The organism is Streptomyces sp. bgisy027 (assembly GCF_057710365.1).
The window spans coordinates 22,940-47,024 of sequence record NZ_JBYIVZ010000073.1 but is presented as its reverse complement, the minus strand read 5'-3'; the positions used below and the strand labels follow the sequence as shown (position 1 = coordinate 47,024).

Below are 24,085 nucleotides of genomic sequence, written 5' to 3'. Positions count from 1 at the left end.
GCGGATACCGCCCCAACACGGCGTCGACCTCGGGCGTCAGCGAGGCCGCCAACCGCCACGCGGCCGGACGGCTTTCGTCCCGCAGGGCCTCAACGGCAGCGAGGAGCACACGCCGCCCCTTGCTCCTGGGCACGGTCGCGGCGGCACGCTCGTACAGCCGCGCGCCCTCCTCCAGCACCAGTTCCGTGTCCATCCCGGCGGGGATCTTGATCTCGGCGTGGTGCCGCCAGGTGCTGACGGGGTCGCCCCACGCCTCGACGTGGTACGTCCAGCGGCCCGGCTCGCCGGCCGTGACGTCGGCTCCCCAGCGGTCGGTGCCGGGGGCGAGTTCACGCATCGGGGTCCAGGGGCCGGGGCGGCCGTCCGGGTCGGTCAGTACGGCATTGGCGGCGACGGCGTCGTGTCCCTCCCGGAACACGGTCGCGGAGATCTCGAAGGTCTCGCCGGTGACCGCCTTCGCGGGCCGGCGTCCTTGCTGGACGACCGGGCGGACGTCGAGAACCGGTATGCGCCCGACACCGCTGGTCGCATCGGCCGTGGAGGATCGCTCCGGAGCCGGCGGTCCGGGGTCGGGGGCGGTGGCGCGGGGGACTGGTGGCGCTTCGGTGCGAGGCGTCGGGGGTGTGGACGACTGGTGGTGCATGGCGGGCATGACCGCTCCTGTCCGCGTCAACGTTGGTGGGCGGATGGCTGTGGGGAGGTGGGTCCTGCGTGGTGACTTGGCGCTGTGCGGCCGGGCCGCGTGGGGGTGCACGCCCGGGGGCGCACATGGGGTCGTACCGGAGGAGCCTTCCCACCCTATTCGTGTGGGCAATCCGGCACTTTGTTAACTACTCACGCGTATGTCTACGCACAAGACCGGCCCCGTTCGTGAGGAACGGGGCCGGTGTCCGCACTTCGCCGCGAAGTGACCGCTACGAGCCCGGTACCTGCAGGAGTTTGTTCGGTGAGCCGAGCCCGCGGCCGGAGACCTTGCCGGAAATGGCATGTGCCACCAGCGCTTTGGAGACCTGGGCAGGCGATGCCTTGGGGTGGTCCGCGAGATAGAGCGCGGCCACGCCCGCCACGTGCGGTGATGCCATCGACGTACCGGAGTAGGTGGCCCGGCCGGTGTTGCTCGCGTTGGACGCGGAGGTGATCGACACGCCCGGGGCGAACACGTCCAGAACCGGTCCGGTGTTGGAGAAGCCCGCCCGCGCGTCCTTCTTGTCGGTGGCGCCGACGGTGATGGCCTCGCGCACCGCCGCGGGGGAGTACAGGCCGGCCGGCAGCCCGTCGTTGCCCGCCGCCACCGTGTAGGTGACACCGGCGGCGACGGAGTTGCGTACGGCGGCGTCCAACTGGGCGTTGCGCTTGCCGCCGAGGCTGACGTTGGCGACCGCCGGCTTCCTCGCGTGCTTGGTCACCCAGTCGATGCCCGCGATGACCTGGGCGGTCGTGCCGCCGCCGGCGTTGTCCAGGACCCGTACGGCCACGACCTTCGCCTTCTTGGCGACTCCGTACTGTTTGCCCGCGACCGTGCCGGCGACATGGGTGCCGTGGCCGTTGCCGTCGCCGGCGCTCCTGTCGTTGCCGACGAAGTCCCAGCCGTGGCTCGCCCGGCCGCTGAAGTCCTTGTGCGAGATGCGGATGCCGGTGTCGATGACGTAGACCGTCACGCCGGCGCCCGCGGACTCGGGCCAGGTGTAGCCCCTGTCCAGCGGAAGACTGGCCTGATCGATACGGTCGAGACCCCAGGACGGCGGGTTCTTCTGCGTGTGCTCCAGGGTCACCCGGGTGTCCTGCACGACCGAGGCGACCCGGGGGTCGGCCGCGAGCCGCCTGGCCTGTCTCTCGTCGGCCCGGACGGCGTAACCGTTGAGGACCGTGCCGTAGGTGTGGCTTATTTCCGCCCCGTACTTTTCGGCGAGGCTCTTTCCGGCCGCCGACGGAGCTCTCGTTGCCCCCTTGAGTGTCACCAGGTAACTGCCGCGGACGGAGCCGGGGTCCCCGGCGCCGAGTATCTGCCCCTCCGGTGCGGCGTGCGCGGGCATGCTGGTGGCCGAAAGCGCGACGACACAGGTCATCGCGGTCAGACCAGCCGCCCGGCGCAGACGCCGCGTGCGCGTCCGTGCCATGGTGTGAGTTCCCCTCCTCAACTCGGCGCACGGCGGCCGGGAATCGCCGGGTGCACCCGGCGAGGCCGGTACGCCACTGCCACCCTCTCGTGAGGTCAGAAGTCGCCACAAGGACGCCTACGGGGGCGGAATCGGCCATATCGGCTATGGGGGATGTGTAAAGGTTGCGCTTGATTTCGGACGGAGATACTCGGTCCGCTTCGCTCGGGAGTCGCAAAAACGCCCTGTGGTTACGAAGCCCCGCATACCGATACCGTCGGTGGCGATGACGGGACCCACACCGCCGTGTGTCCCCTGCCACGTGCTGCCCGAGGTGAACCGTGAAGGCGATCCGTCGATTCACCGTCCGACCTGTCCTCCCCGAACCCCTCCGGCCCCTCAGCGACCTGGCGCGCAATCTGCGCTGGTCCTGGCATGCGGAGACCCGTGAGCTCTTCCAGTCCGTGGACCCCGGGCGCTGGGCCGCCTCGGGCAACGACCCCGTGCGGCTGCTGGGCAGTGTCCCGCCCGCGCGGCTCGCGGAACTGGCTGAGGACAGCCGCTTCCTGCGCCGGCTGGCCTCGGTCGCCGGTGACCTCAACGACTACGTCACCGGTGGACGCTGGTACCAGGACCAGTCCGCCGAACTCCCTGCCGCCGTCGCCTACTTCTCGCCCGAATTCGGCATCACGGCGGCCCTGCCCCAGTACTCCGGAGGCCTCGGCATCCTCGCCGGGGACCACCTCAAGGCGGCCAGCGACCTCGGTGTGCCGCTCATCGGCGTCGGGCTGCTGTACCGGCACGGCTACTTCCGACAGACCCTGTCCCGGGACGGCTGGCAGCAGGAGCACTACCCCGTCCTGGACCCCAACGAGCTGCCGCTGGTGCTCCTGAAGGAACCCGACGGCACTCCCGCCCAGGTCTCGCTCGCCCTGCCCGGCGGCAGGTCGCTGCACGCCCGCGTCTGGCTCGCCCAGGTCGGCCGGGTGCCGCTGCTGATGCTCGACTCCGACGTCGAGGAGAACGACCTCGGCGGACGCGGGGTGACCGACCGGCTCTACGGCGGCGGCAGCGAGCACCGGCTGCTCCAGGAGATGCTGCTGGGCATAGGAGGTGTGCGGGCGGTGCGGGCGTACTGCCGGCTGACCGGACACCCCGAACCCGAGGTCTTCCACACCAACGAGGGACACGCCGGCTTCCTCGGTCTGGAGCGCATCGCCGAACTGGCCACCGCGGGGCTGGACTTCGATCCCGCGCTGGAGGCCGTCCGCGCGGGCACGGTCTTCACCACCCACACCCCCGTCCCGGCCGGCATCGACCGCTTCGACCGTGAGCTGGTCGCCCACCACTTCGGCCCCGGCGCCGAGCTCCCCGGCATCGACGTCGAGCGCATCCTCCAGCTCGGCATGGAGACCTACCCGGGCGGCGAGCCGAACCTGTTCAACATGGCCGTGATGGGCCTGCGCCTGGGCCAGCGGGCCAACGGCGTCTCGCTGCTGCACGGCAACGTCAGCCGCGAGATGTTCTCGGGCCTGTGGCCGGGGTTCGACCCGGACGAGGTGCCGATCACCTCGGTCACCAACGGCGTCCACGCCCCGACCTGGGTGGCCCCCGAGGTCTTCCGCCTCGGCGCCCGCCAGATCGGCGGCCGGCGCACCGAGGACGCGCTGACGGTGGGGGGCTCGGAACGCTGGGACGCGGTCGGGGAGATCCCGGACCAGGACGTCTGGGAACTGCGTCGGGTGCTGCGCGAGCAGCTGGTGACCGAGGTGCGGGAGCGGCTGCGCGCCTCCTGGCGCCAGCGGGGCGCGGGGACGGCCGAGCTGGGCTGGATCGACGGGGTCCTGGACCCCGACGTCCTCACGATCGGATTCGCGCGCCGGGTCCCGTCGTACAAGCGCCTCACCCTCATGCTCCGCGACCGCGACCGGCTGATGGACCTGCTCCTGCACCCCGAGCGGCCGATCCAGATCGTGGTGGCCGGCAAGGCGCACCCCGCGGACGACGGCGGGAAGCGGCTGGTGCAGGAACTCGTGCGGTTCACGGACGACCCGCGGGTGCGCCACCGCATCGTCTTCCTGCCGGACTACGGCATGGCGATGGCCCAGAAGCTCTACCCCGGCTGCGACATCTGGCTGAACAACCCGCTGCGTCCGCTGGAGGCCTGCGGCACCTCCGGGATGAAGGCGGCCCTGAACGGCTGTCTCAACCTGTCCGTCCTGGACGGCTGGTGGGACGAGTGGTTCCAGCCCGACTTCGGCTGGGCGATCCCCACGGCGGACGGCACCGGCACGGATCCGGACCGCCGCGACGACATAGAGGCCGCGGCGCTGTACGACCTGCTGGAACAACGCGTCGCGCCCCGCTTCTACGAGCGCGGGCAGAGCGGCCTGCCCGACCGCTGGATCGAGATGGTCCGCCAGACGCTCACCCTGCTCGGCCCGAAGGTCCTCGCGGGCCGGATGGTCCGCGAGTACGTGGAGCGCCTCTACACGCCCGCCGCGCACGCCCACCGGGCGATGACGGCGGACGCGGCGCGCGAACTCGCCGTCTGGAAGGCGCGGGTGCGCTCCGCCTGGCACGACGTGAGCGTCGACCATGTGGAGACGTCCGTGTCGACGGTGACCGCCACGGCCGAACTCGGCACGACCCTCACCCTCCGCGTCCGCGTCGGCCTCGGCGACCTCGCCCCGGACGACGTGGAGGTCCAGGTGGTCTCGGGCCGCGTCGACCCGGAGGACCACATCGCGGACGCGTCCACGGTGCCGCTGAAGCCGGTGGGCGGCCCCGACATCGAGGGCCGCTGGACCTACGAGGGCCCCCTGTCCCTGGCCCGCACGGGCCCCTACGGCTACACCGTCCGCATCCTCCCGGCCCACCGCCTGCTGGCGTCGAGCGCGGAACTGGGCCTGGTCGCGGTGCCCGCCGAGGACCTGGGGGAGGGGGCGGGGGTTCTGATGCGGTGACGCGGCGGCAGCGCGGGCGCGAGGCTCGCGGGGAGAGGGGTTTGTCAGTACTCCTTGTTCTCGCGCTCGCACAGCTGCCGCAGTACGCTGCCGCACCGCCGCGCATAGGCGTGCTGCAGCCCCCGCGTCGCCGGGCCGCCCGCTCGGGTGTACCACTTGGCCGCGCGGCTGAAGGCGTGGACCGTCAGCCAGACCGTGCCGTCGCCCGTGCGGTCCACGACGAAGGACTCCTCGCCGCACTCGGGGTGGCCGACGAGGGTGCCGTAGGCCCAGCCGGTGCGGCGGTGCTCCTCGACCGTCCACACGACGCGGCAGGGGGCCTTGATGACGCCGGCGAGGGTGACCGTGACGTCGACGTCGGGGGCCGCGCGCTCGGCCGCCGCTTCCATGCCGACGCCCATGGCGCGGTGCATCTCCCAGGTCATGACCGCCTCGGCGGCTCTGCGGAAGACGTCTTCGCCCTCGCCGATGCGGGTGCGCACGTTCATGGGGTGGAAGCCGGGCGGGCAGAAGCCTCTCTCCCGGGTCGCGCCGACGTCGTCGTACGTGAAGGACATGGGTCCCAAGAGTAGGGCGGCACCCGGGGATGCCTTCGTCCCGGGTGCCGCCCCTGCGAGCAACTACAGGTGCGTCAGCTCACGTTGATGGCCGACCAGGCGGCCGCCACCGTCTTGTACTCCGTGCTGGTGGAGCCGTACAGGGCGGATGCCGCGCTCAGCGTCGCCGTGCGGGCGGCCTTGTAGTCGGTGGTCGAGGTCATGTACTCGGTCAGCGCCTTGTACCAGATCGCGGCGGCCTTGGCGCGGCCGATCCCGGTGACCGTCGAGCCGTTGGAGGTCGGGGAGTTGTAGCTCACCCCGTTGATCGTCTTCGCGCCGCTGCCCTCGGACAGGAGGTAGAAGAAGTGGTTCGCGGGGCCCGAGGAGTAGTGCACGTCGATGGAGCCGATGCCCGAGTACCAGGCGTCCTTGGACGCGCCGTCCTTGCTGGGCTTGTCCATGTAGCGCAGCGGGGTGCCGTCGCCGTTGATGTCGATCTCCTCGCCGATGAGGTAGTCACCGACGTCGGAGGCGTTGCCCGCGTAGAACTCGACCGCCGTGCCGAAGATGTCGGAGGTCGCCTCGTTCAGACCGCCCGACTCACCGGAGTAGTTCAGGCCCGCGGTGTTGGAGGTGACGCCGTGGGTCATCTCGTGGCCGGCCACGTCCAGCGAGGTCAGCGGGTTGGTGTTGCCCTCGCCGTCGCCGTACGTCATGCAGAAGCAGCTGTCCGACCAGAACGCGTTGACATAGGCGTTGCCGTAGTGGACGCGGGAGTAGGCGGCCTTGCCGTCGTTCTTGATGCCGCTGCGGCCGAAGGTGTTCTTGTAGAAGTCCCAGGTCTCCTGCGCGCCGTAGGCCGCGTCGACGGCGGCGGTCTGGTCGGTGGAGGAGCTGGAGGCGGTGCCGGTGCCCCAGGTGTCGTCCGCGTCCGTGAACAGCGTGCCGGCCGAGGAACTGGTGCTGCGGGCCTTGTTGTACGTCTTGTGGCCGCCGCGCGTGGTGTCGTAGAGCTGGTACGTCGAGCCCGACTTGGTCGTGCCGAGCGTGACCGTGCCCGAGTACAGGCTCTTGCCGGTGCCGGTCTCGATGCCCTGGTACTCGAAGAGCTTCTTGCCGGTGGCGGCGTCGGTGATGACGTGCAGCTCGTTGGGGGTGCCGTCGTCCTGGAGGCCGCCGACGACGGTCTCGTAGGCCAGGGTCGGCTTGCCGTTCGCAGCCCAGATCACCTTGCGGGGGGCCTTGTCCGCCTCGGTCTTCTCCGAGCCGGCCGACTTGGCGAGCGAGACCGCCTGGCCCTCGGCCCTGGCCGCGGTGATCGCCGGCTTCAGCGAGGCGACCTTGATGGCGGCCTTCGTCGCCTTGGTCACGCCCTTTCTCGCGCCGGACGCCGACTCGTGGACGACCAGGTCGCCGCCGAGGACCGGCAGGCCCGCGTAGGTGCGCTCGTAGCGGGTGTGGACGCTGCCGTCGGCGTCCTTGACGACGTCCTTGACGACCAGCTTCTCCCGGGCGCCGAGTCCTATCTCGTCGGCGGTGTCGGCCGCCTTGGCCTGCTGGTCCTTGATGAGGGTGGTGCGGGCCGCGGGGGCGAGCGCGACCGGTGCGGCGAGCGGGGCGGCCTGGGTGCCGGGGGCCGCTGCGGCCGAACCACCGGTGGTCAGCGCGGTGGTGAGGAGCGCCCCGGCGGCCACGGTGGTGGCGATGGCCAGGGTGGTGCGCTTGCGACGCGCGTAGAGGGGGGTCACACGAGCTCCTTTTGTGGGGGAGGTGCATTGGTGCTGGTGCGGCGGGTGGGGGAAGCGTGGCACCTGGGACGCGTACATGTCAGGAGTGCTCGGTGATGTTGGCCAAGATTTGACTGAACGGTGAACGTTTCAGACATATGAACGGGCGCCGTCCCGGCGGGAGTTGAACCCACCGAGACGGCGCCCTGTCGGAGACCGACCGCGAACCGGCTTACGGGAAGGTGAGCTTCCAGCTGTTGATGTAGCCGGTGTCGATGGCCGCGTTGTCCTGGACCCGCAGTGTCCAGACGCCGTTGGCGACCTCGGAGGAGGCGTTCACCGTGTAGGTGGTGTTGAGGTTGTCCGAGCTGCCGCCCGTGCCGTACCCCTTCAGCGTGTACACCGTGCCGTCGGGGGCGAGCAGATCCACCTTGAGGTCACCGATGTAGGTGTGGACGATGTCCACGGCGACCTGGAGGTTGGACGGCGCGTTGCCGGTCCGCCCGGAGACGGTGATCGACGACGTGACCGCCGCGCCCCGGTCCGGGATCGCCACGTCGGTGGTGTTCTCGAACGACGTACCGCCGCCGCCACCGCCGTCGGACCGGGTGCCCACGTTGACGCCCGCCCAGGCGTCCTGCACGGCCTTGTACTCGGCGCTCGTGGTGCCGTAGAGCTCACCGGTGGCCGCGAGGGTGCCGGTGCGGGCGGCCGCGTAGTTGGTGTTCGAGGTGAACTTGGTGGTCAGCGCGCGGAACCAGATCTTCTCCGCCTTGGCGCGGCCGATGCCGGTGACCGGAAGGCCGTCCGAGGTGGGCGAGTTGTAGGTGACACCGTTGATGGTCTTGGTGCCGCTGCCCTCGGACAGGAGGTAGAAGAAGTGGTTCGCGGGGCCCGAGGAGTAGTGCACGTCGATGGAGCCGATGCCCGAGTACCAGGCGTCCTTGGACGCGCCGTCCTTGCTGGGCTTGTCCATGTAGCGCAGCGGGGTGCCGTCGCCGTTGATGTCGATCTCCTCGCCGATGAGGTAGTCACCGACGTCGGAGGCGTTGCCCGCGTAGAACTCGACGGTCGAGCCGAAGATGTCGGAGGTCGCCTCGTTCAGACCGCCGGACTCGCCGCTGTAGATGAGGCCCGCGGTGTTGGAGGTGACACCGTGGGTCATCTCGTGGCCGGCCACGTCGATGGACGTCAGCGGGTGGGTGTTGCCCGAACCGTCGCCGTACGTCATGCAGAAGCAGCTGTCCGACCAGAACGCGTTGACGTAGTTGTTGCCGTAGTGGACGCGGGAGTAGGCGCCGACGCCGTCACCGCGGATGCCCGAACGCCCGTGCACGTTCTTGTAGTAGTCCCACGTCAGCGCGGCACCGTAGTGCGCGTCGGCGCCCGCGGTCTCCGCGTTGGACGGGTTGCCGTTGCCCCACACGTCGTCGGAGCCCGAGAAGAGCGTGCCCGTGCCGGAGGTGCCGCGGTTGAGGTTGTACGTCTTGTGGTTGCCGCGCGCGCCGTCGGTCAGGTTGTACGTCGACCCGGACTGCGTGGTGCCGAGCGTCACGGTGCCGCTGTACATCGTGTTGCCGGTGCCGGTCTCGATGCCCTGGTACTCGTAGAGCTTCGCGCCGGTGGCGGCGTCGGTGACGACGTGCAGTTCGTTCGGGGTGCCGTCCTCCTGGAGGCCGCCGACGACGGTCTCGTAGGCCAGGGTCGGCTTGCCGTTCGCGGCCCAGATCACCTTGCGCGGCGCCTTGTTGACGTCCGGGCTCTTGGCGTCCTCGGCCTTCGCCGCGGCCAGCGCCTGCTTCTCGGCCTTGGCGGCCGGGACGGCGGCGGTCGTGGTCGCGGGCTTGATGGCGGCGCGGGTCGCCTTCACGACGTCCTTGGTCGCGCCGGACTTCGTGGTCTCGACGACCAGGTCGCCGCCGAGGACGGGCAGGCCGTCGTAGGTGCGCTCGTAGCGGGTGTGGACCGTGCCGTTGCCGTCCTTGACGACATCACGGACGACCAGCTTCTCCTTGGCCCCCAGGCCCAGGTCCTCGGCGGTGTCCGCCTTGGTGGCGTTGGCGTCGCGGATCAGCTCGGCGCGCTGGGCGGGGGACAGCTTGACGGCCTCGGCGCCCGGTATGACCTTGCCCGCGGCCGACGGTGCCTTCTCCGGGGCTGCGGTGGCGGCGCCCGCCTGGACGGCCGCGGCGATCAGGGCCGAGACGCCGACGAGGGCGACGGCGGCGGCCCGGCGGTGGGGGGTGTGGGGGGTGCGTCTGTGGGAGGAACTGTCTCTCAACACTGACTCCTTCTGCGCGGCCGCGGATCACGCGGCCAGGGGAGACCGGCCGGCGGGTGGGCCGTCCGGGCAGATCGGGGTGGTACGCAGAACGACGTGCGCGTGCGGGAGCTCGGCCGCGGACACCGCCGTGCGACGGTGCTGTGGGGTTGCTGTGCCGCGGCCGTGGGAAGAGTGGCAGGTGGTTGCGGTTTCTGTCAGGACCGCGTCAGAAAGTTGGCCGGAAATCGTTCGTTGTCCGGGAGTTCACGTTCGATAAACGGACCAGTCGCTCAAACGTCGATGCGCCCGAGGTCACGCAGCCACGCGGCGGCGTTGCCGTCGGACGGCGCCCGCCAGTCGCCGCGCGGCGAGAGCGAACCGCCCGCCGAGACCTTCGGGCCGTTCGGCATCGCGGAGCGCTTGAACTGTGCGAACGCGAAGAAACGACGGCAGAAGACCTCCAGCCAGCGCCGGATCTCGGCCAGGTCGTACGCCACCCGCTTCGCCTCGGGGAAGCCCGGGGGCCAGGCACCCGCGTCCGCCTCGTGCCAGGCGTGCCACGCCAGGAACGCGATCTTCGACGGCCGGAAGCCGTACCGCAGGACGTGGAAGAGCGTGAAGTCGTGCAGCGCGTACGGCCCGATCTTCGACTCGGTGGACTGCATCTCCTCGCCCGGCACCAGCTCGGGGCTGATCTCGGTGTCGAGGATCGCGGCCAGCGTCCTACCGGTCTCCTCATCGAACTGCTCGCTGCCGATGACCCAGCGGATCAGATGCTGGATCAGCGTCTTCGGCACGCCGGAGTTGACGTTGTAGTGGCTCATCTGGTCGCCCACGCCGTACGTGGACCAGCCCAGCGCCAGCTCCGACAGGTCACCGGTGCCCAGGACGATGCCGCCGCGCTGGTTCGCGAGCCGGAACAGGTAGTCGGTGCGCAGGCCCGCCTGCACGTTCTCGAAGGTGACGTCGTACACCGGCTCGCCGGCCGCGAACGGGTGGCCCATCTCCTTCAGCATCAGCCGCGCGGTCGGCGTGATGTCCAGCTCGGCCGCGGTCACGCCGAGCGAGTTCATCAGCTTGTGGGCGTTGTCCTTGGTGTGGTCGCTGGTGGCGAAGCCGGGCAGCGTGAACGCCAGGATGTCGCTGCGCGGGCGCCCGGCGCGGTCCATCGCCCGGGCGGCGACGATCAGCGCGTGCGTGGAGTCCAGACCGCCCGACACCCCGATGACGACCTTCGGGCCGCCGATCGCCGACAGACGCTGCTGAAGGCCCGCGACCTGGATGTTGTACGCCTCGTAGCAGTCCAGCGCGAGCCGGTCCGCGTCGGCCGGGACGAACGGGAAACGCTCCACCCGGCGCCTGAGCCCGAGATCGGTCGTCGGCGGGTCGAGCCGGAACTTGATGCTCCGGAAGTCGTCGGTGCGCCCGGCGTGCGCGCGGCGGTTGTCGTCGAACGTGCCCATCCGGTGCCGTTCCTGCCGCAGCAGGTCGAGGTCGACGTCGGCCACCGCGTACTGGTCGTCGCTCGCGAAGCGGTCCGTCTCGCCGAGCAGGGCGCCGTTCTCGTAGATCATGGTCTGCCCGTCCCAGGACAGATCCGTCGTCGACTCGCCCAGACCGGCCGCCGAGTAGACGTAGGCGGCCAGACAGCGCGCGGACGCCGCCCGGCACAGCAGCCGGCGGTCCTCCGCCCGGCCGACCGTGATCGGGCTGCCGGAGAGGTTCGCGAGCACGGTCGCGCCGGCCAGCGCGGCCTCCGCGCTCGGCGGCACCGGCACCCACATGTCCTCGCAGATCTCCGCGTGCAGCACCAGACCCGGGACGTCCTCGGCCTCGAAGAGCAGGTCGATCCCGAACGGCACCTCCACCCCGCCGATCCGGATCGTCCCGCCGCGCTCGTTCTCGCCGGAGGCGATCTGGCGGCGCTCGTAGAACTCGCGGTAGTTCGGCGGGTACGACTTCGGCGCCACGCCGAGGATCCGGCCGCGGTGCACGATCACCGCGCAGTTGTAGATCCGGTGGCGGTGGCGCAGCGGAGCGCCGACCACCAGCACCGGCAGCAGGTCCGCCGACCCGGCCACCACGTCCTGCAGCGCCTGCTCCACCTCGTCGAGCACCGGGTCCTGCAGCAGCAGGTCCTCGATCGAGTAGCCGGTCAGGCCCAGCTCGGGGAAGACGGCGACCGCGACGCCGTCGCGCGCGCACGCCTGCGCCTGCCGCAGCACCGCCTCCGCGTTGGCGAGCGGATCGGCGATGACGGTGTGGCCCGTACACGCGGCGACCCGCGCGAAGCCGTGCTGGTAGATCGACCAGAAGTTCAATGCACTGCGGCTTTCTACTGTGGCTTTCTTCAGCGTGCCAGGGATCTCCTACGGCAACGAGCATAGATCGCCTGTTCAGGCGGGCCGCTCCCCGTGCCAGGACCGCCACAGCGCCGCGTACGCCCCGTCCGCCGCGACCAGCTCGTCATGGGTGCCGAGCTCGGTCAGGCGGCCGTTCTCCATCACGGCCACCCGGTCCGCGTCGCTGGCGGTGTGCAGCCGGTGCGCGATGGCGATGACGGTACGGCCTTCCAGTACGGCCGCCAGAGCGCGCTCGGTGTGCCGGGCGGTCGTCGGGTCGAGCAGGGCCGTCGCCTCGTCGAGGATCAGGGTGTGCGGGTCGGCCAGCACCACCCGGGCCAGCGCGAGCTGCTGGGCCTGCGAGCCGTCCGTGGCACGGCCCCCGTCGCCCAGCGCCGTGTCCAGGCCGTCGGGCAGCCGCCGTACCCAGGAGTCCGCGCCGACCGCGGTCAGGGCCGCCCACAGGTCCTCGTCCGTGGCGGACGGCTCGGCGATCCGCAGGTTGTCGCGGACCGTGCCGAGGAAGACATGGTGCTCCTGGGTGACCAGCACGACCTGGCGGCGCAGCTGCTCCGGGCCCAGCGCGACGACCGGCACACCGCCGACCGTCACCGAGCCGGCGGTCGGCGCGTCCACGCCCGCGAGGAGCCGGCTCAGGGTCGTCTTCCCGGCGCCGGACGGGCCGACCACCGCGAGCCGCTCCCCCGGCCGGACCGTCAGGTCGACATCGCTGAGGACCTCACCGCCCCGGTCGTAGGCGTAGCGCGCGCCGGTCACGTCGATCCGGTCGTCCGCGGGCGCCGGCGCGTCGGACTCCGTCGCCCGCGGGGCCTGCGCCAGCCCCTCCACGCGGGCGAACGAGGCGCCGCTGCTCTGGAGTTGCTCGATCCGCATCAGGATCTCGTCCAGCGGACCGGCCATCTGCTGCTGATACAGCGCCGCCGCGACCACCGTGCCCAGGCTGATCGTGCCCTGCGCGTGCAGCGCCCCGCCGACGAGCAGGACCGTCGCCACCGGGACGAGATAGGCGATCTCCACCGAAGGGAAGAACACCGAGCGCAGGAAGAGGGTGTGCAGCCGGGTCCGGCGCGCCGTCTCCAGCGCGTCCCGGCTCGCCCCCACCCGCCGCCGCTCCAGCCGCAGTGCCTCCACCGTGCGGGCGCCGCCCGCGGTCGCCGCCAGGATCTCCGCGACGTCCGAGGTGGCCGCGCCCTCGGCGAGGTACCCGGTGCGGGCGCGGCGCAGATACCAGCGCAGCACCGGCCACAGACCGGCCAGCCCGATCAGACCGCAGGCGCCCAGCAGGGGGTCCAGCACGAAGACCGCGCCCAGCAGGAACAGGACCTGCACGGAGTTGATGAGCAGCTCGGGCCCGGCGTCGCGCAGGGTGGTGCCGACGGCCGCCACGTCGGCGGTGCCGCGCGCGGTCAGGTCCCCGGTGCCGGCCCGCTCCACGACGGACGCGGGCAGCGCGAGCGTGCGGTCCACGAACTCCTCGCGGACGCGGGCGAGGGTGCGCTCGCCGAAGCGGTGGCCGATGTAGCGGGCCCAGCGGGCCAGCAGCAACTGGGCTGTCGCCGCTACCAGGATCGCCAGGGCCAGCTTGTCGACGGTCGTCACACCGTGGCCGGCACGGACCTCGTCGATGATGCGGCCGACCAGCCAGGGGGCGGCGAGGCCGGCGATCGCCGCGGCGGCGTTCAGTGCGAGTACGGCGGTGAAGGCCTTGGCGTCGGCTCGGACGAGGCGGACGGTGGCTCGGCGGACGTCTTGCCGTTCGGCGATGGGGAGTGAATTGCGGCTCGTAGCTCGGGACTCGGGGTGGTCCGCCGGGTGCGGGCGTGATGTGGCCTGTCGCGCCCCGCGGCGGAGCCGCTCATCGACACGGGCCCGCGCCCCTGAGGTGGGCTGAGCTTTCGTCACCTGGTCAGCTCCTCGGCGTTCTCGTCCCGGGCCACCAGGGCTCTGTATCCCGGTTCTCTGTCCAGGAGTTCTCGGTGGTCGCCTGTTGCTGCCACCTTGCCGTCGACCAGGTAGTGCACGGTGTCCGCGCGGTCCAGGACGAGGGGGGACGTGGTCGTGACGACGGTCGTGCGGCCGGTGCGCTCGGCGTGCAGGCGCTCGGCGACCCGTGCCTCCGTGTGGGCGTCCAGGGCCGACGTCGGCTCGATCGCCAGGAGGACCTCCGGGTCGGCCAGCAACGCGCGGACCAGGCGGACGCGCTGGCGCTGGCCGCCGGAGAGGTTGCGTCCCTGGGCGTCGATCGGGGTGTCCAGGCCGTCCGGCAGGCCTCGCACGATGTCGTCGGCGACCGCGGCGCGCACCGCCCGCGCGACGGCCGCGTCGTCCGGGTCCCACGCGCCGCCGAGCAGCTCGCACAGCGGACCGGCGAACAGGTCCGACTCGTGGTCGGCCACCAGGACCCGCTCCCGCACCTGCGGCAGCGCGATCTCGTCGAGCGCCACCCCGCCCCAGGTCGCCGCCGACGGCACATACCGGCCGAGGCGGTCGACGACGGCCACGGTGTCGGCGGGCAGCGCCCCGGCCAGCGCGGTCATGCGGCCCGGCAGCACCCGCACGCCGGACTCGGGGTCGTGCAGCACCGCCGGTTCGGCCGGCGCGTCCCGCGTGCCGGTGTCCGCCATCGGCTCCAGCCGCAGGAACCGTACGACCCGCCGTGCCGCCACCACGCCACGGCTGACCTGATAGCCGCACTCGATGAAGAACGCCACCGGCCCCACCAGCACCGCGACATAGCCGTACACCGACACCAACTCGCCCACGGTGATGTCCCCCCGGGCGGCCAGCCGCGCCGCCAGCCAGGTCACCACGGCCAGGAACAGGGTCGGCAGCCCCGCCCCGAGTGCCTGCACCCAACTGGTCACCGCCCCGACCCGGTACCCCTGAGCCCGCAGCCGCTGCGAGTCGCGGTGGAAGGCGTCGGCGACCAGGCCCTTGCCACCGAGCCCGTTGAGGACGCGCAGGCCGCCCGCGAGGTCGGCGATCCGGGCGGTCAGCACCCCCTGCCGCTCCCGGTACTGCGTCTCCGTCGCCTGCAGCCGCCCCAGCAGCGGCCCGACGAGCACGCCGACCAGCGGCATACCGAGCAGCACCACCACGGCGATCGGCACCGAAACCGACACCAGCAGTCCGGCGATCACCAGATAGGCGACGACCGCCCCGACCCCCGGGCCGACGACGGTCAGGGACTGGCTGATGGTCTGCACGTCGCCCACGCCGATCGTGACGACCTCCCCGGCCCCGATCCGGCGCGGCAGTGTGGCGCCCAGTCGTACCGCCTGCCCCATCAGCACCTTGACCGTACGGAAGTTGGCATCCATCCGCACCCGCGTCATCGTGCGGTGCCGCATGATGCTCAGCCAGGCGTTGAGCATGCCCACCGCGAACAGCGCGCCCGTCCACCCCGCCAACGCGCCCTGGTCACCGGTCGTCAGCCCGTCGTCGACGGCACGGGACATCAGGTACGGCGTCGCCGCCAGCAGCACCATCCACACACTGGAGATCAGCGCCCCCACGACGGACCGCGTCCTCTGGCGCATGACCAGCCACCACAGATACCGCCATCCGCCGCGGCAGTCGGGCTCGCCCGGATCCTCGTACGCGTCGATCATCGTCCCCGTGCCCCGTTCGTCGTCCCGTTTGCCGTTCCGCTACGCCAGGCTGTCCCGCCACGCCCGGTGCAGATCCGCGAACCTGCCCGTCCCGGCGATGAGTTCGTCCGGTGCGCCGTCCTCGACGATCCGCCCGTGCTCCATGACCAGCACCCGGTCGGCGATCTCGACGGTGGACAGACGGTGGGCGATGACGACGGCCGTACGTCCGTGCAGAACCGTCGTCATCGCGCGCTGCACCGCCCGTTCGCCGGGGATGTCCAGGGAGCTGGTCGCCTCGTCGAGGATCAGCACGGCCGGATCCGCGAGCAGCGCCCGCGCGAACGCCACGAGCTGCCGCTGACCGGCGGAGATACGGCCGCCGCGCTTGCGTACGTCGGTGTCGTAGCCGTCGGGCAGGGAGCTGATGAAGTCGTGCGCGCCGATGGCCTTCGCGGCCCGCTCGATCTCCTCGCGGGTGGCGTCCGGGCGGCCGAGGGCGATGTTCTCGGCGACCGTGCCGGAGAACAGGAACGCCTCCTGCGTCACCATCACCACCCCGCGCCGCAGCTCGGCCACCGGCAGCTCGCGCAGGTCGACGCCGTCCAGCAGGACCCGGCCCGCGGAGGGGTCGTAGAACCGGGCGAGCAGCTTGGCCAGCGTCGACTTGCCGGCGCCGGTGGAGCCGACGACCGCGACGGTCTGCCCGGCCGGCAGCGTGAGGTCGAAACGGGGCAGCACCTCGCCACCGGTGCGGTAGCCGAACCGGACGCCGTCGAAGACGACCTCGCGGCCCGGGTGCTCGGAGCGGAGCGCGGGGAGCTGCCGGGGCGCCTGCGGCTCGGGGACGGACGGTGTCTGCGCGAGGAGGCCGGCGATCTTCTCCAGGGACGCGGCCGCCGACTGGTAGGAGTTCAGGAACATGCCGAGGCGGTCGATCGGGTCGTACAGCCGCCGCAGATAGAGCACCGCCGCCGCCAGCACACCGAGGGCGAGCGTGCCGCCCGCGACGCGGTACGCGCCCCACAGCACGATCCCCGCGACGGCCGTGTTGGCGACGAGCCGGGAGCCGACGACATAGCGGGCCATCTCCAGCAGGGCGTCGCCGTTCGTGCGCTCGTGCCGGGTGTTGAGGACGCGGAAGTCGGCGTCGTTGGCGGCCTCGCGCCGGAAGGCGCGCACCGGGCGGATGCCGTTCATCGTCTCCACGAACTTGACGATCACGGACGCGATGGCCGTGGACCGCAGCGTGTACACGCGGGCGGCACGCCGCCGGTAGAGCCGCACGAGCAGGTACAGCGGCACGAAGGAGGCCACGGCGACCGCGCCGAGGCCGAGGTCCAGCCACAGCAGCATCGCCGAGATGTAGACGAAGGACAGGATGACGGTGACGAGTTCCTGGAGGCCCTCGTTCAGGAGCTCGCGCAGGGACTCCACGTCCGTGGTGGAGCGGGAGATGAGCCGCCCCGAGGTGTAGCGCTCGTGGAAGTCGACGCTCAGTGCCTGGGCGTGCCGGAAGATCCGGCCGCGCAGGTCGAGCAGCACGTCCTGGTTGACGCGGGCGGCGGCCAGGATGAACGCGTACTGGAGCGCGCCGGAGACGAGCGCGCACCCCAGATAGCCGACGCCGACCGCGATCAGCGGCCCGAGGTCGTCGCGCCGGAACGCCGGCACGGCCGAGTCGATGGCGTACGCCACCAGCAGCGGCCCCGCCTGCACCGCCGCCTGCTGGAGCAACAGCAGCAGCGTGGTCAGGGCGACGCGGGCCTTCATCGGGGCGAGCAGCGAGCGCAGGAGCGCGATCGTGGCGCCCGGGGGAGTCGGCAGGACGTCGTGGTCGAAGGGGTCGACGTTCTTCGGGGGTTCTCCGGCCGGCTGATCCTTGCCCGGTGCGGTGGCGGTGGTCGCCGTCATCGGTCGGTCTCCTCGTGTCCGGCCATCAGGTGGGCGTACTCGGCGTTGCCGCGCAGCAGTTCCTGGTGCGTGCCCACGGCCGTGATGCGGCCGTCGGAGAGCAGGGCGACGCGGTCGGCCAGCAGCACGGTGGACGGGCGGTGGGCGACGATGAGGGCGGTGGTCTGCGCGAGCACGTCCCGCAGGGCCGCCTCGACGGCGGCCTCGGTGTGCACGTCCAGGGCGGACAGCGGGTCGTCGAGGACGAGGAACCGGGGCCGGCCGACGACCGCCCGTGCGAGCGCGAGGCGCTGCCGCTGGCCGCCGGAGAGGCTGAGGCCCTGCTCGCCGACCTGTGTCCCGGTCCCGTGCGGCAGGTCGTGCGTGAACCCGGCCTGCGCGACGCCGAGCGCCCGCTCCAGCTCGGGCTCGCCCGCGCCCGCTGCGGCCCCCATGAGAACGTTGTCGGCCACGCTGGCCGAGAAGAGCGTGGGCTCCTCGAAGGCGACGGCCACGAGTTCGCGCAGCTCCTCGCGGGGCATCGCCGTGATGTCCTGCCCGTCGAGGGTGATCCGGCCGGACGTCAGCTCGTGGAGACGGGGGACCAGGGCCGTGAGGGTGGTCTTGCCGCTGCCCGTCGTGCCGACCAGGGCCATGGATTCGCCGGGGCGGATGTGGAGGTCGATGTGGTCGAGAACGGGCGGCGAGTCCACGGGTGCGTCGGGGTAGCGGAACCGCACGTCGTGAAAGCGGAGTCCGAGGTCCGTACGGTCCTCTTTCGCCGTCGCGACCTCATGGCCCTCCGGCTTCTCGTCCATGACCTCGAAGTACCGCTCCGTCGCGGTCGCCGCCTCCTGGCTCATCGCCAGCAGGAACCCGATGGAGTCCACCGGCCATCTGAGCGCGAGCGCGGTCGACAGGAACGCCACCAGGGTGCCCGCCGACAGCTCCCCGTCCGCCACCTGCACGGCACCCAGCACCAGCGCCGCCCCGATGGCCACCTCCGGCAGCGTCACGATGACGCCCCAGATCGTGGCCAGCAGCCGGGCCTTGCGCAGTTCCGTGCCGCGCAGCGTCCCCGACAGCTCGCGGAACGCCCGCGCCTGGCTGCGATGCCGCCCGAAGCCCTTGATGATCCGGATCCCGAGCACGCTCTCCTCGACGACCGTCGTCAGATCGCCGACCTGGTCCTGAGCGCGCCGCGCCACCTCGGCGTACCGCTTCTCGAAGATCACGCAGGTGACCATCACGGGCACCGCCGGGATCAGGATCACCAGCCCCAGCGTCCAGTCCTGGAGCAGCATGATGATCACGCCGACCAGGATGGTCACGCTGTTGACCAGCAGGAACGTCAGCGGGAAGGCGAGGAACATCCGCACCAGCATCAGATCCGTCGTGCCCCGTGACAGCAACTGCCCCGACGCCCACCGGTCGTGGAACGCCACCGGCAGCCGCTGCAGCCGCCCGTACAGATCAGCCCGCATCGCCGCCTCGACGCCCGCCAGCGGCCGCGCCACCAGCCACCGCCGGAGCCCGAACAGCAACGCCTCCGCGAAGCCGAGCAGCAGCAGAAACAGCGCCCCGAGCCACACCCCGGCCGGATCCCGGTCCGCGACCGGACCGTCCACCATCCACTTCAGGACGAGCGGGATGACCAGCGACAGGCACGAGGCGAGGACCGCCACGCCCGCGGCGGTGAACAGCCGCACGCGCACCGGCCGCACGTACGGCCACAGGCGCAGCAGCGTGCGGACGGCGGATCGTTCGGACCTGTCCTCGGGGGTTGCACGTGTAGTGACCATCAGCAGCGAGCCTACGGATCGCCACTGACACTGCCCACTGTGTTTTTTGGCTGTTGGGCCGGTCCGCATTCGGCCGCCGGCCCTACGACCTGGGCAAGTTGGACGGGTAGTACGGCCGCCATCAACCGATCGGAGGATGTTCGTTCGAGCGCGACGGCCGATGTGGCGGCGGCCGCCCCGCCGGGACCCTGATGCCATGTCCGTCATCGAAGTCACCGACCTGCGCAAGTCCTACGGCGGCCGCGCCGTCGTCGACGGCGTCTCCTTCTCCGTCGAGGAGGGCGAGATCTTCGGCGTCCTCGGCCCCAACGGCGCCGGCAAGACCACCACCGTCGAGTGCGTCGAGGGTCTGCGCGTCCCCGACGCGGGCCGCACGGTCCTGTCCCCGGCCGTCGCCTCCCGCCTCGTCCCGGTCGTACGCACCCCGAGGGCCCGGGGCAACGAGCCCCTCTCCGCCCGCGAGCGCGAGGTCCTCGCCCTGGTAGCCAAGGGCACGCCCAACCGCGAGATCGCCCGCGAGCTCTTCATCAGCGAGGCGACCGTGAAGACCCACCTCACCCACCTGTACGCCAAGCTCGGCGTCAACGACCGCGCGGCGGCGGTCGCGACGGCGTACGAGCGGGGGATCCTCGGCCAGGACGGGTACGGCAGCAGGGTGTTCGCGGTCCGTTCCCAGGACGCCCTCAGCTCGGCGAGCAACGCCGGCTCGTCCGGGGCCTGCCCGATCGGCCTGCTCGCGCTTGTCGTGGGCCAGGTGTGGTTGAGCGCGGCGACGACCTCCCCTGGGACTTCGCGCCGCGATCTCGGCACCGGTCTCCGCGTCGCCTCCGCGAGCCACGGCCAGTGCGGGCTGGTGAAGTCGAGGTTGAGCAGCCAGGGACCCTCGTGCCTGCGGCCGACGAACTCTCGCACAGGTCGTACTCGCCGGGCCGGCCGAGCTGCGAAGCCCTCTCAACGACCCTCAACATCGCCTCAAGCCACCCGCAGCAACAGCACCGCACGGGCCGGCACCGTGATCGCGGACCCCGCCCGATGCTCCACGCCCGGTGCCTCGCCCTGTTCCTCCCGTGAGGTGTCGACGACGACCTCGTAGCGCTCGGCCCACGGCGGCCCCGGCAGCACGAAGCTCGCCGGACGGTCCCCGGCGTGCAGGACGGCCAGGAAGCTGTCGTCCACTATCGGCGCCCCGCGCTCGTCCCGGCCCGGGATGTCCCGCCCGGAGAGGTACATGCCCAGCGCGGCGGCGGGCGCGTACCAGTCCCCCTCCGTCATCTCCGAGCCCCGCGAGGTGAACCACGCCAGGTCCCGCAGCCCGTCCGCCGAGTGCGCCCGCCCCGAGAAGAAGGCCCGGCGGCGCAGCACCGGGTGCCGGTGCCGCAGCTCGATCAGCCGGGCCGTCAGCTCGAAGAGGGCCTTCCAGCCGGGGTCCTGAAGCAGGCTCCAGTCCAGCCAGCCGATCTCGTTGTCCTGGCAGTAGGCGTTGTTGTTGCCGCGCTGCGTGCGCCCGAGCTCGTCGCCCGCGACCAGCATCGGCACACCCGTCGACAGCAGCAGCGTCGTCAGCAGGTTCCGCAGCTGCCGCCGCCTGAGCGCGCGTACCCGCTCGTCGTCGGTCTCGCCCTCGGCACCGCAGTTCCAGGCCCGGTTGTCGTTCGAGCCGTCCCGGTTGCCCTCGCCGTTGGCCTCGTTGTGCTTGCGCTCGTAGGACACCAGGTCCCGCAGCGTGAAGCCGTCGTGCGCGGTCACGAAGTTCACCGAGGCGTACGGCCGGCGGCCGCCCCACGCGTACAGGTCGCTGGACCCCGACAGGCGGTACCCCAGATCCCGTACGTCCGGCAGCGCGCCCCGCCAGAAGTCCCGTACGGCATCGCGGTAGCGGTCGTTCCACTCCGTCCACAGCGACGGGAACGCCCCCACCTGGTAGCCGCCCGAGCCGACGTCCCACGGCTCGGCGATCAGCTTCACCCGCCGCAGCACCGGATCCTGCGCGATGACGGCGAGGAACGGCGAGAGCATGTCGACGTCGTGCATGGAGCGGGCCAGCGCGGCGGCCAGGTCGAAGCGGAAGCCGTCCACGCCCATCTCGGTCACCCAGTAGCGCAGGGAGTCGGTGATCAGGCGCAGCACCTGCGGCTGGACCACGTGCAGGGTGTTCCCGCAGCCCGTGTAGTCGGCGTACCGGCGCGCGTCCGGCTGCAACCGGTAGTACCCCCGGTTGTCGATGCCCTTCAGCGACAGCGTCGGCCCCAGCTCGCCCGCCTCCGCCGTGTGGTTGTAGACCACGTCGAGGATGACCTCGATCCCGGCGGCGTGCAGGGCGCGGACCATCCGCTTGAACTCGCCGACCTGCTGACCGTTCGTGCCCGAGGCGGCGTACGCGGCGTGCGGCGCGAAGTAGCCGATGGAGTTGTAGCCCCAGTAGTTGCGCAGGCCCTTGCGCAGCAGATGGTCCTCGTGCGCGAACTGGTGCACCGGCAGCAGCTCCACCGCCGTCACGCCCAGCTTCACCAGGTGCTCGATCGCCGCGGGATGCGCGAGCCCGGCGTACGTCCCCCGCAGCTCCTGCGGGATCCCCGGGTGCAGCTTGGTGAACCCCCGCACATGCACCTCGTAGATCACCGAGTCGGCCCACGGCGTCTTCGGCCGGCGGTCGTCCGCCCAGTCGTCGTCATCGTGGACGACGACCCCCTTCGGGACGAAGGGCGCCGAGTCCCGCTCGTCGCGCACGGTGTCCGCGACATGCTGCTGCGGCCAGTCACGGACGTGCCCGTACACCTCCGGCGGCAGGCCGAAGTCGCCGTCGACCGCCCTGGCGTACGGGTCGAGCAGCAGTTTCGCCGGGTTCCAGCGGCCGCCGGTCCACGGGTCCCAGCGGCCGTGCACCCGGTAGCCGTAGCGCTGCCCCGGCATCACACCCGGCACGAAGCCGTGCCAGATCTCGTGCGTCAGTTCGGACAGCCGGGCCCGTGTCTCCCTTCCCTGCTCGTCGAACAGGCACAGCTCCACCGACTCCGCCCCGCCCGCCCACAGCGCGAAGTTGGTGCCCGCCACCCCGTCCGGACCGACCCGGAACCGGGCGCCGAGCGGCACGGGCGTGCCCGGCCACACGGGCACCCCGGGGGCCTTGAGCCGCGCGCCGTTCACGACGGCGGCCGGGCGCCCCTCCTCAGCGGCGACCGCCCCGGCCACCGCCTCCTGCTCGGCTGCGCTCGACACCTGCGGCCTCCCACGGCTCACGGACCACACGACGTGGAAGGAGAGCACGCGGTCGTCCCCAGGCCCTGTCGTCAGATTCCCGCCTGCCCGGTGGGCGGACGTCGGGAATCTGACGACAGGGCCTGCCCGCGGCTCCCCGTCGCGTCGTCCTCCCACATGTTCTGCCCACGCCATGGCCAAAGCGACCCTGCGGAAGTCGGCCGAGCGCCGGGTCCGGCAGCGTCCCGTGGCCGGCCGCGTCCCTGAGGGGCGCGGGGAGCCGCGCGACCAGCCACGACGGACCCGCAGCTGGATCGCCGGCCTGTCGCGGCACACGTCGCGCAGCGCCCCGCGCTCACGTTTCCCCAGGGCCGCCCCGGTCGTTGGGGTCTTCGTGAGGCACGTACAAGGGCGCGCGCGGCGCGCGGGGGCCGCATCGGCCGCCGTACTGACATGGGCAGGGCTGCTGACCGGGGCCGCCGGATGCACGACGGACGGCGGCGCCGCCGACCAGAAGGCGCCGGCGCCCGAGGACGTCATCCGGGTCACCCCGGACGACGGCTCCAAGGGCGCGCGACCCGACGAGAAACTGCTCGTCAGGGTGCCCAGCGGACGCCTGGAGTCGGTGAAGGTCGTCAAGTCGCAGGACGCGCAGGAGACTCCGGTGCCGGGCCGTGTCTCCGCGGACGGCCTGCGCTGGGAGCCCGAGGACCCCCGGCTCGCGCTGGCCGCCAGGTACACGGTCGACGCGGTGGCCCTCGACGCCCACGGCCGCCGCAGCGCACGGCACACGACCTTCACCACATACGTCCCCGACCAGCGGTTCGTCGGCTACGTCGCCCCGGAGAACCGCTCCACCGTCGGCACCGGCATGATCGTCTCCCTGGAGTTCAACCGGGAGATCGAGGACCGGGCCGCCGTCGAACGCGCCGTCGAGGTCACCGCCGAACCGGCCGTGGACATCCGCCCGCACTGGTTCGGCAAGTCCCGCCTCGACTTCCGCCCCCGCGACTACTGGCGGCCCGGCACCCGGGTCACCGTCGCGCTGCGGCTGCGGGACGTCGAGGGAGCGCGCGGGGTGTACGGCCTGCAGCACAAGACGTTCTCCTTCACCGTCGGCCGCCACCAGACATCCCTGGTCGACGCCACCGAACACACCATGGAGGTCCGCCGCGACGGCGAACTCCTCGCCACCGTCCCCGTCACGGCCGGCGCCCCGAAGATGACCACCTACAACGGCAAGATGGTGGTCACCGAGATGTTCGAACTGACCCGGATGAACGGCGCCACGGTCGGCTTCAAGAAGAAGGACGGCAAGGGCGAGTACGACATCCCCGACGTCCCGCACGCCATGCGTCTGACCGACTCCGGCACCTTCCTGCACGGCAACTACTGGGCGGACCCCGCCATCTTCGGACACGGCAACGTCAGCCACGGATGCGTGGGACTCAGGGACGTCAAGGGCGGCGGATCCGAGACGCCCGCGGGCTGGTTCTTCGACCGCAGCCTGGTCGGTGACGTCGTCGAGGTGGTCCGCAGCGATGACAAAAAGGTCGCTCCCGACAATGGCCTCGGAGGGTGGAATATGGGTTGGAAGGAGTGGAAGAGCGGTAGTGCGGTGAAGTAATCGGACAGGGGGGTGAGTTGCGGC

The 24,085-nt window shown here is 71.6% G+C and carries 13 protein-coding genes and 2 pseudogenes; 4 read left to right on the top strand and 11 right to left on the bottom strand.

Going from position 1 to position 24,085, the window contains the following annotated elements:
* A partial coding sequence (locus tag AC3ETA_RS43575; protein WP_432198451.1) for a maltotransferase domain-containing protein occupies nt 1-652 on the bottom strand: 652 nt, incomplete at its 3' end.
* Nucleotides 653-914: 262 nt separating this feature from the next.
* Nucleotides 915-2,117: a S8 family peptidase gene (locus tag AC3ETA_RS43570; protein ID WP_432198450.1), complete on the bottom strand. Its 1,203-nt coding sequence runs from the start codon at nt 2,115-2,117 to the stop codon at nt 915-917.
* 320 nt (nt 2,118-2,437) lie between these two features.
* Here AC3ETA_RS43570 and AC3ETA_RS43565 point away from each other — a divergent pair, with 320 nt between their 5' ends.
* Entirely contained in the window at nt 2,438-5,062 is a 2,625-nt protein-coding gene (locus AC3ETA_RS43565; RefSeq protein WP_432198449.1) for a glycosyltransferase family 1 protein, read from the top strand.
* A 44-nt stretch (nt 5,063-5,106) separates the two neighbouring features.
* Here the strand turns inward: AC3ETA_RS43565 and AC3ETA_RS43560 are convergent, their stop codons facing one another.
* From AC3ETA_RS43560 to AC3ETA_RS43525, 8 genes are all read right to left on the bottom strand, one after another.
* Nucleotides 5,107-5,619, bottom strand: a complete 513-nt coding sequence (locus tag AC3ETA_RS43560; protein WP_432198448.1) for a DUF1990 domain-containing protein — start codon at nt 5,617-5,619, stop codon at nt 5,107-5,109.
* Nucleotides 5,620-5,693: 74 nt separating this feature from the next.
* Nucleotides 5,694-7,349, bottom strand: a complete 1,656-nt coding sequence (locus AC3ETA_RS43555; protein WP_432198447.1) for a M4 family metallopeptidase — start codon at nt 7,347-7,349, stop codon at nt 5,694-5,696.
* Between the two features lie 211 nt (nt 7,350-7,560).
* Nucleotides 7,561-9,609 carry a M4 family metallopeptidase gene (locus AC3ETA_RS43550; protein ID WP_432198446.1) on the bottom strand — a complete coding sequence of 683 codons (2,049 nt, stop codon included), beginning with the start codon at nt 9,607-9,609 and terminating at the stop codon, nt 7,561-7,563.
* Nucleotides 9,610-9,881: 272 nt separating this feature from the next.
* Nucleotides 9,882-11,912 carry an NAD(+) synthase gene (locus AC3ETA_RS43545; RefSeq protein WP_432198445.1) on the bottom strand — a complete coding sequence of 677 codons (2,031 nt, stop codon included), beginning with the start codon at nt 11,910-11,912 and terminating at the stop codon, nt 9,882-9,884.
* 75 nt (nt 11,913-11,987) lie between these two features.
* Nucleotides 11,988-13,718, bottom strand: coding sequence for an ABC transporter ATP-binding protein (locus AC3ETA_RS43540; protein WP_432198453.1), 1,731 nt, complete (start codon nt 13,716-13,718; stop codon nt 11,988-11,990).
* Between the two features lie 134 nt (nt 13,719-13,852).
* Nucleotides 13,853-15,565: an ABC transporter transmembrane domain-containing protein gene (locus AC3ETA_RS43535; protein ID WP_432198444.1), complete on the bottom strand. Its 1,713-nt coding sequence runs from the start codon at nt 15,563-15,565 to the stop codon at nt 13,853-13,855.
* A 39-nt stretch (nt 15,566-15,604) separates the two neighbouring features.
* On the bottom strand, nt 15,605-17,458 hold the full coding sequence (locus AC3ETA_RS43530; protein WP_432198443.1) for an ABC transporter ATP-binding protein: 1,854 nt from the start codon (nt 17,456-17,458) through the stop codon (nt 15,605-15,607).
* Nucleotides 17,455-19,239, bottom strand: coding sequence for an ABC transporter ATP-binding protein (locus AC3ETA_RS43525; RefSeq protein ID WP_432198442.1), 1,785 nt, complete (start codon nt 19,237-19,239; stop codon nt 17,455-17,457). The genes AC3ETA_RS43530 and AC3ETA_RS43525 overlap by 4 nt, the downstream gene beginning before the upstream one ends.
* A gap of 136 nt (nt 19,240-19,375) precedes the next feature.
* Between AC3ETA_RS43525 and AC3ETA_RS43520 the strand changes: the two are divergent.
* Nucleotides 19,376-19,570 (top strand): annotated as a pseudogene (locus AC3ETA_RS43520) (ATP-binding cassette domain-containing protein); the annotation flags it as partial.
* Nucleotides 19,571-19,600: 30 nt separating this feature from the next.
* Nucleotides 19,601-19,873 (top strand): annotated as a pseudogene (locus AC3ETA_RS43515) (response regulator transcription factor); the annotation flags it as partial.
* Nucleotides 19,874-20,211: 338 nt separating this feature from the next.
* Here AC3ETA_RS43515 and glgX read toward each other — a convergent pair.
* A complete protein-coding gene (glgX, locus tag AC3ETA_RS43510; RefSeq protein ID WP_432198441.1) occupies nt 20,212-22,455 on the bottom strand; it encodes a glycogen debranching protein GlgX in 2,244 nt (747 codons plus the stop codon).
* A gap of 373 nt (nt 22,456-22,828) precedes the next feature.
* Between glgX and AC3ETA_RS43505 the strand changes: the two genes are divergently transcribed.
* Nucleotides 22,829-24,061 carry a L,D-transpeptidase gene (locus AC3ETA_RS43505; protein ID WP_432198440.1) on the top strand — a complete coding sequence of 411 codons (1,233 nt, stop codon included), beginning with the start codon at nt 22,829-22,831 and terminating at the stop codon, nt 24,059-24,061.
* Nucleotides 24,062-24,085: the final 24 nt, after the last annotated feature.

Excerpts from the sequence above, each read along its gene's own strand:
- AC3ETA_RS43570 (WP_432198450.1), bottom strand. The coding sequence starts at position 2,117 with ATGGCACGGACGCGCACGCGGCGTCTGCGCCGGGCGGCTGGTCTGACC.
- AC3ETA_RS43560 (WP_432198448.1), bottom strand. The coding sequence starts at position 5,619 with ATGTCCTTCACGTACGACGACGTCGGCGCGACCCGGGAGAGAGGCTTC.
- AC3ETA_RS43535 (WP_432198444.1), bottom strand. The coding sequence starts at position 15,565 with ATGATCGACGCGTACGAGGATCCGGGCGAGCCCGACTGCCGCGGCGGA.
- AC3ETA_RS43530 (WP_432198443.1), bottom strand. The coding sequence starts at position 17,458 with ATGACGGCGACCACCGCCACCGCACCGGGCAAGGATCAGCCGGCCGGA.
- AC3ETA_RS43525 (WP_432198442.1), bottom strand. The coding sequence starts at position 19,239 with ATGGTCACTACACGTGCAACCCCCGAGGACAGGTCCGAACGATCCGCC.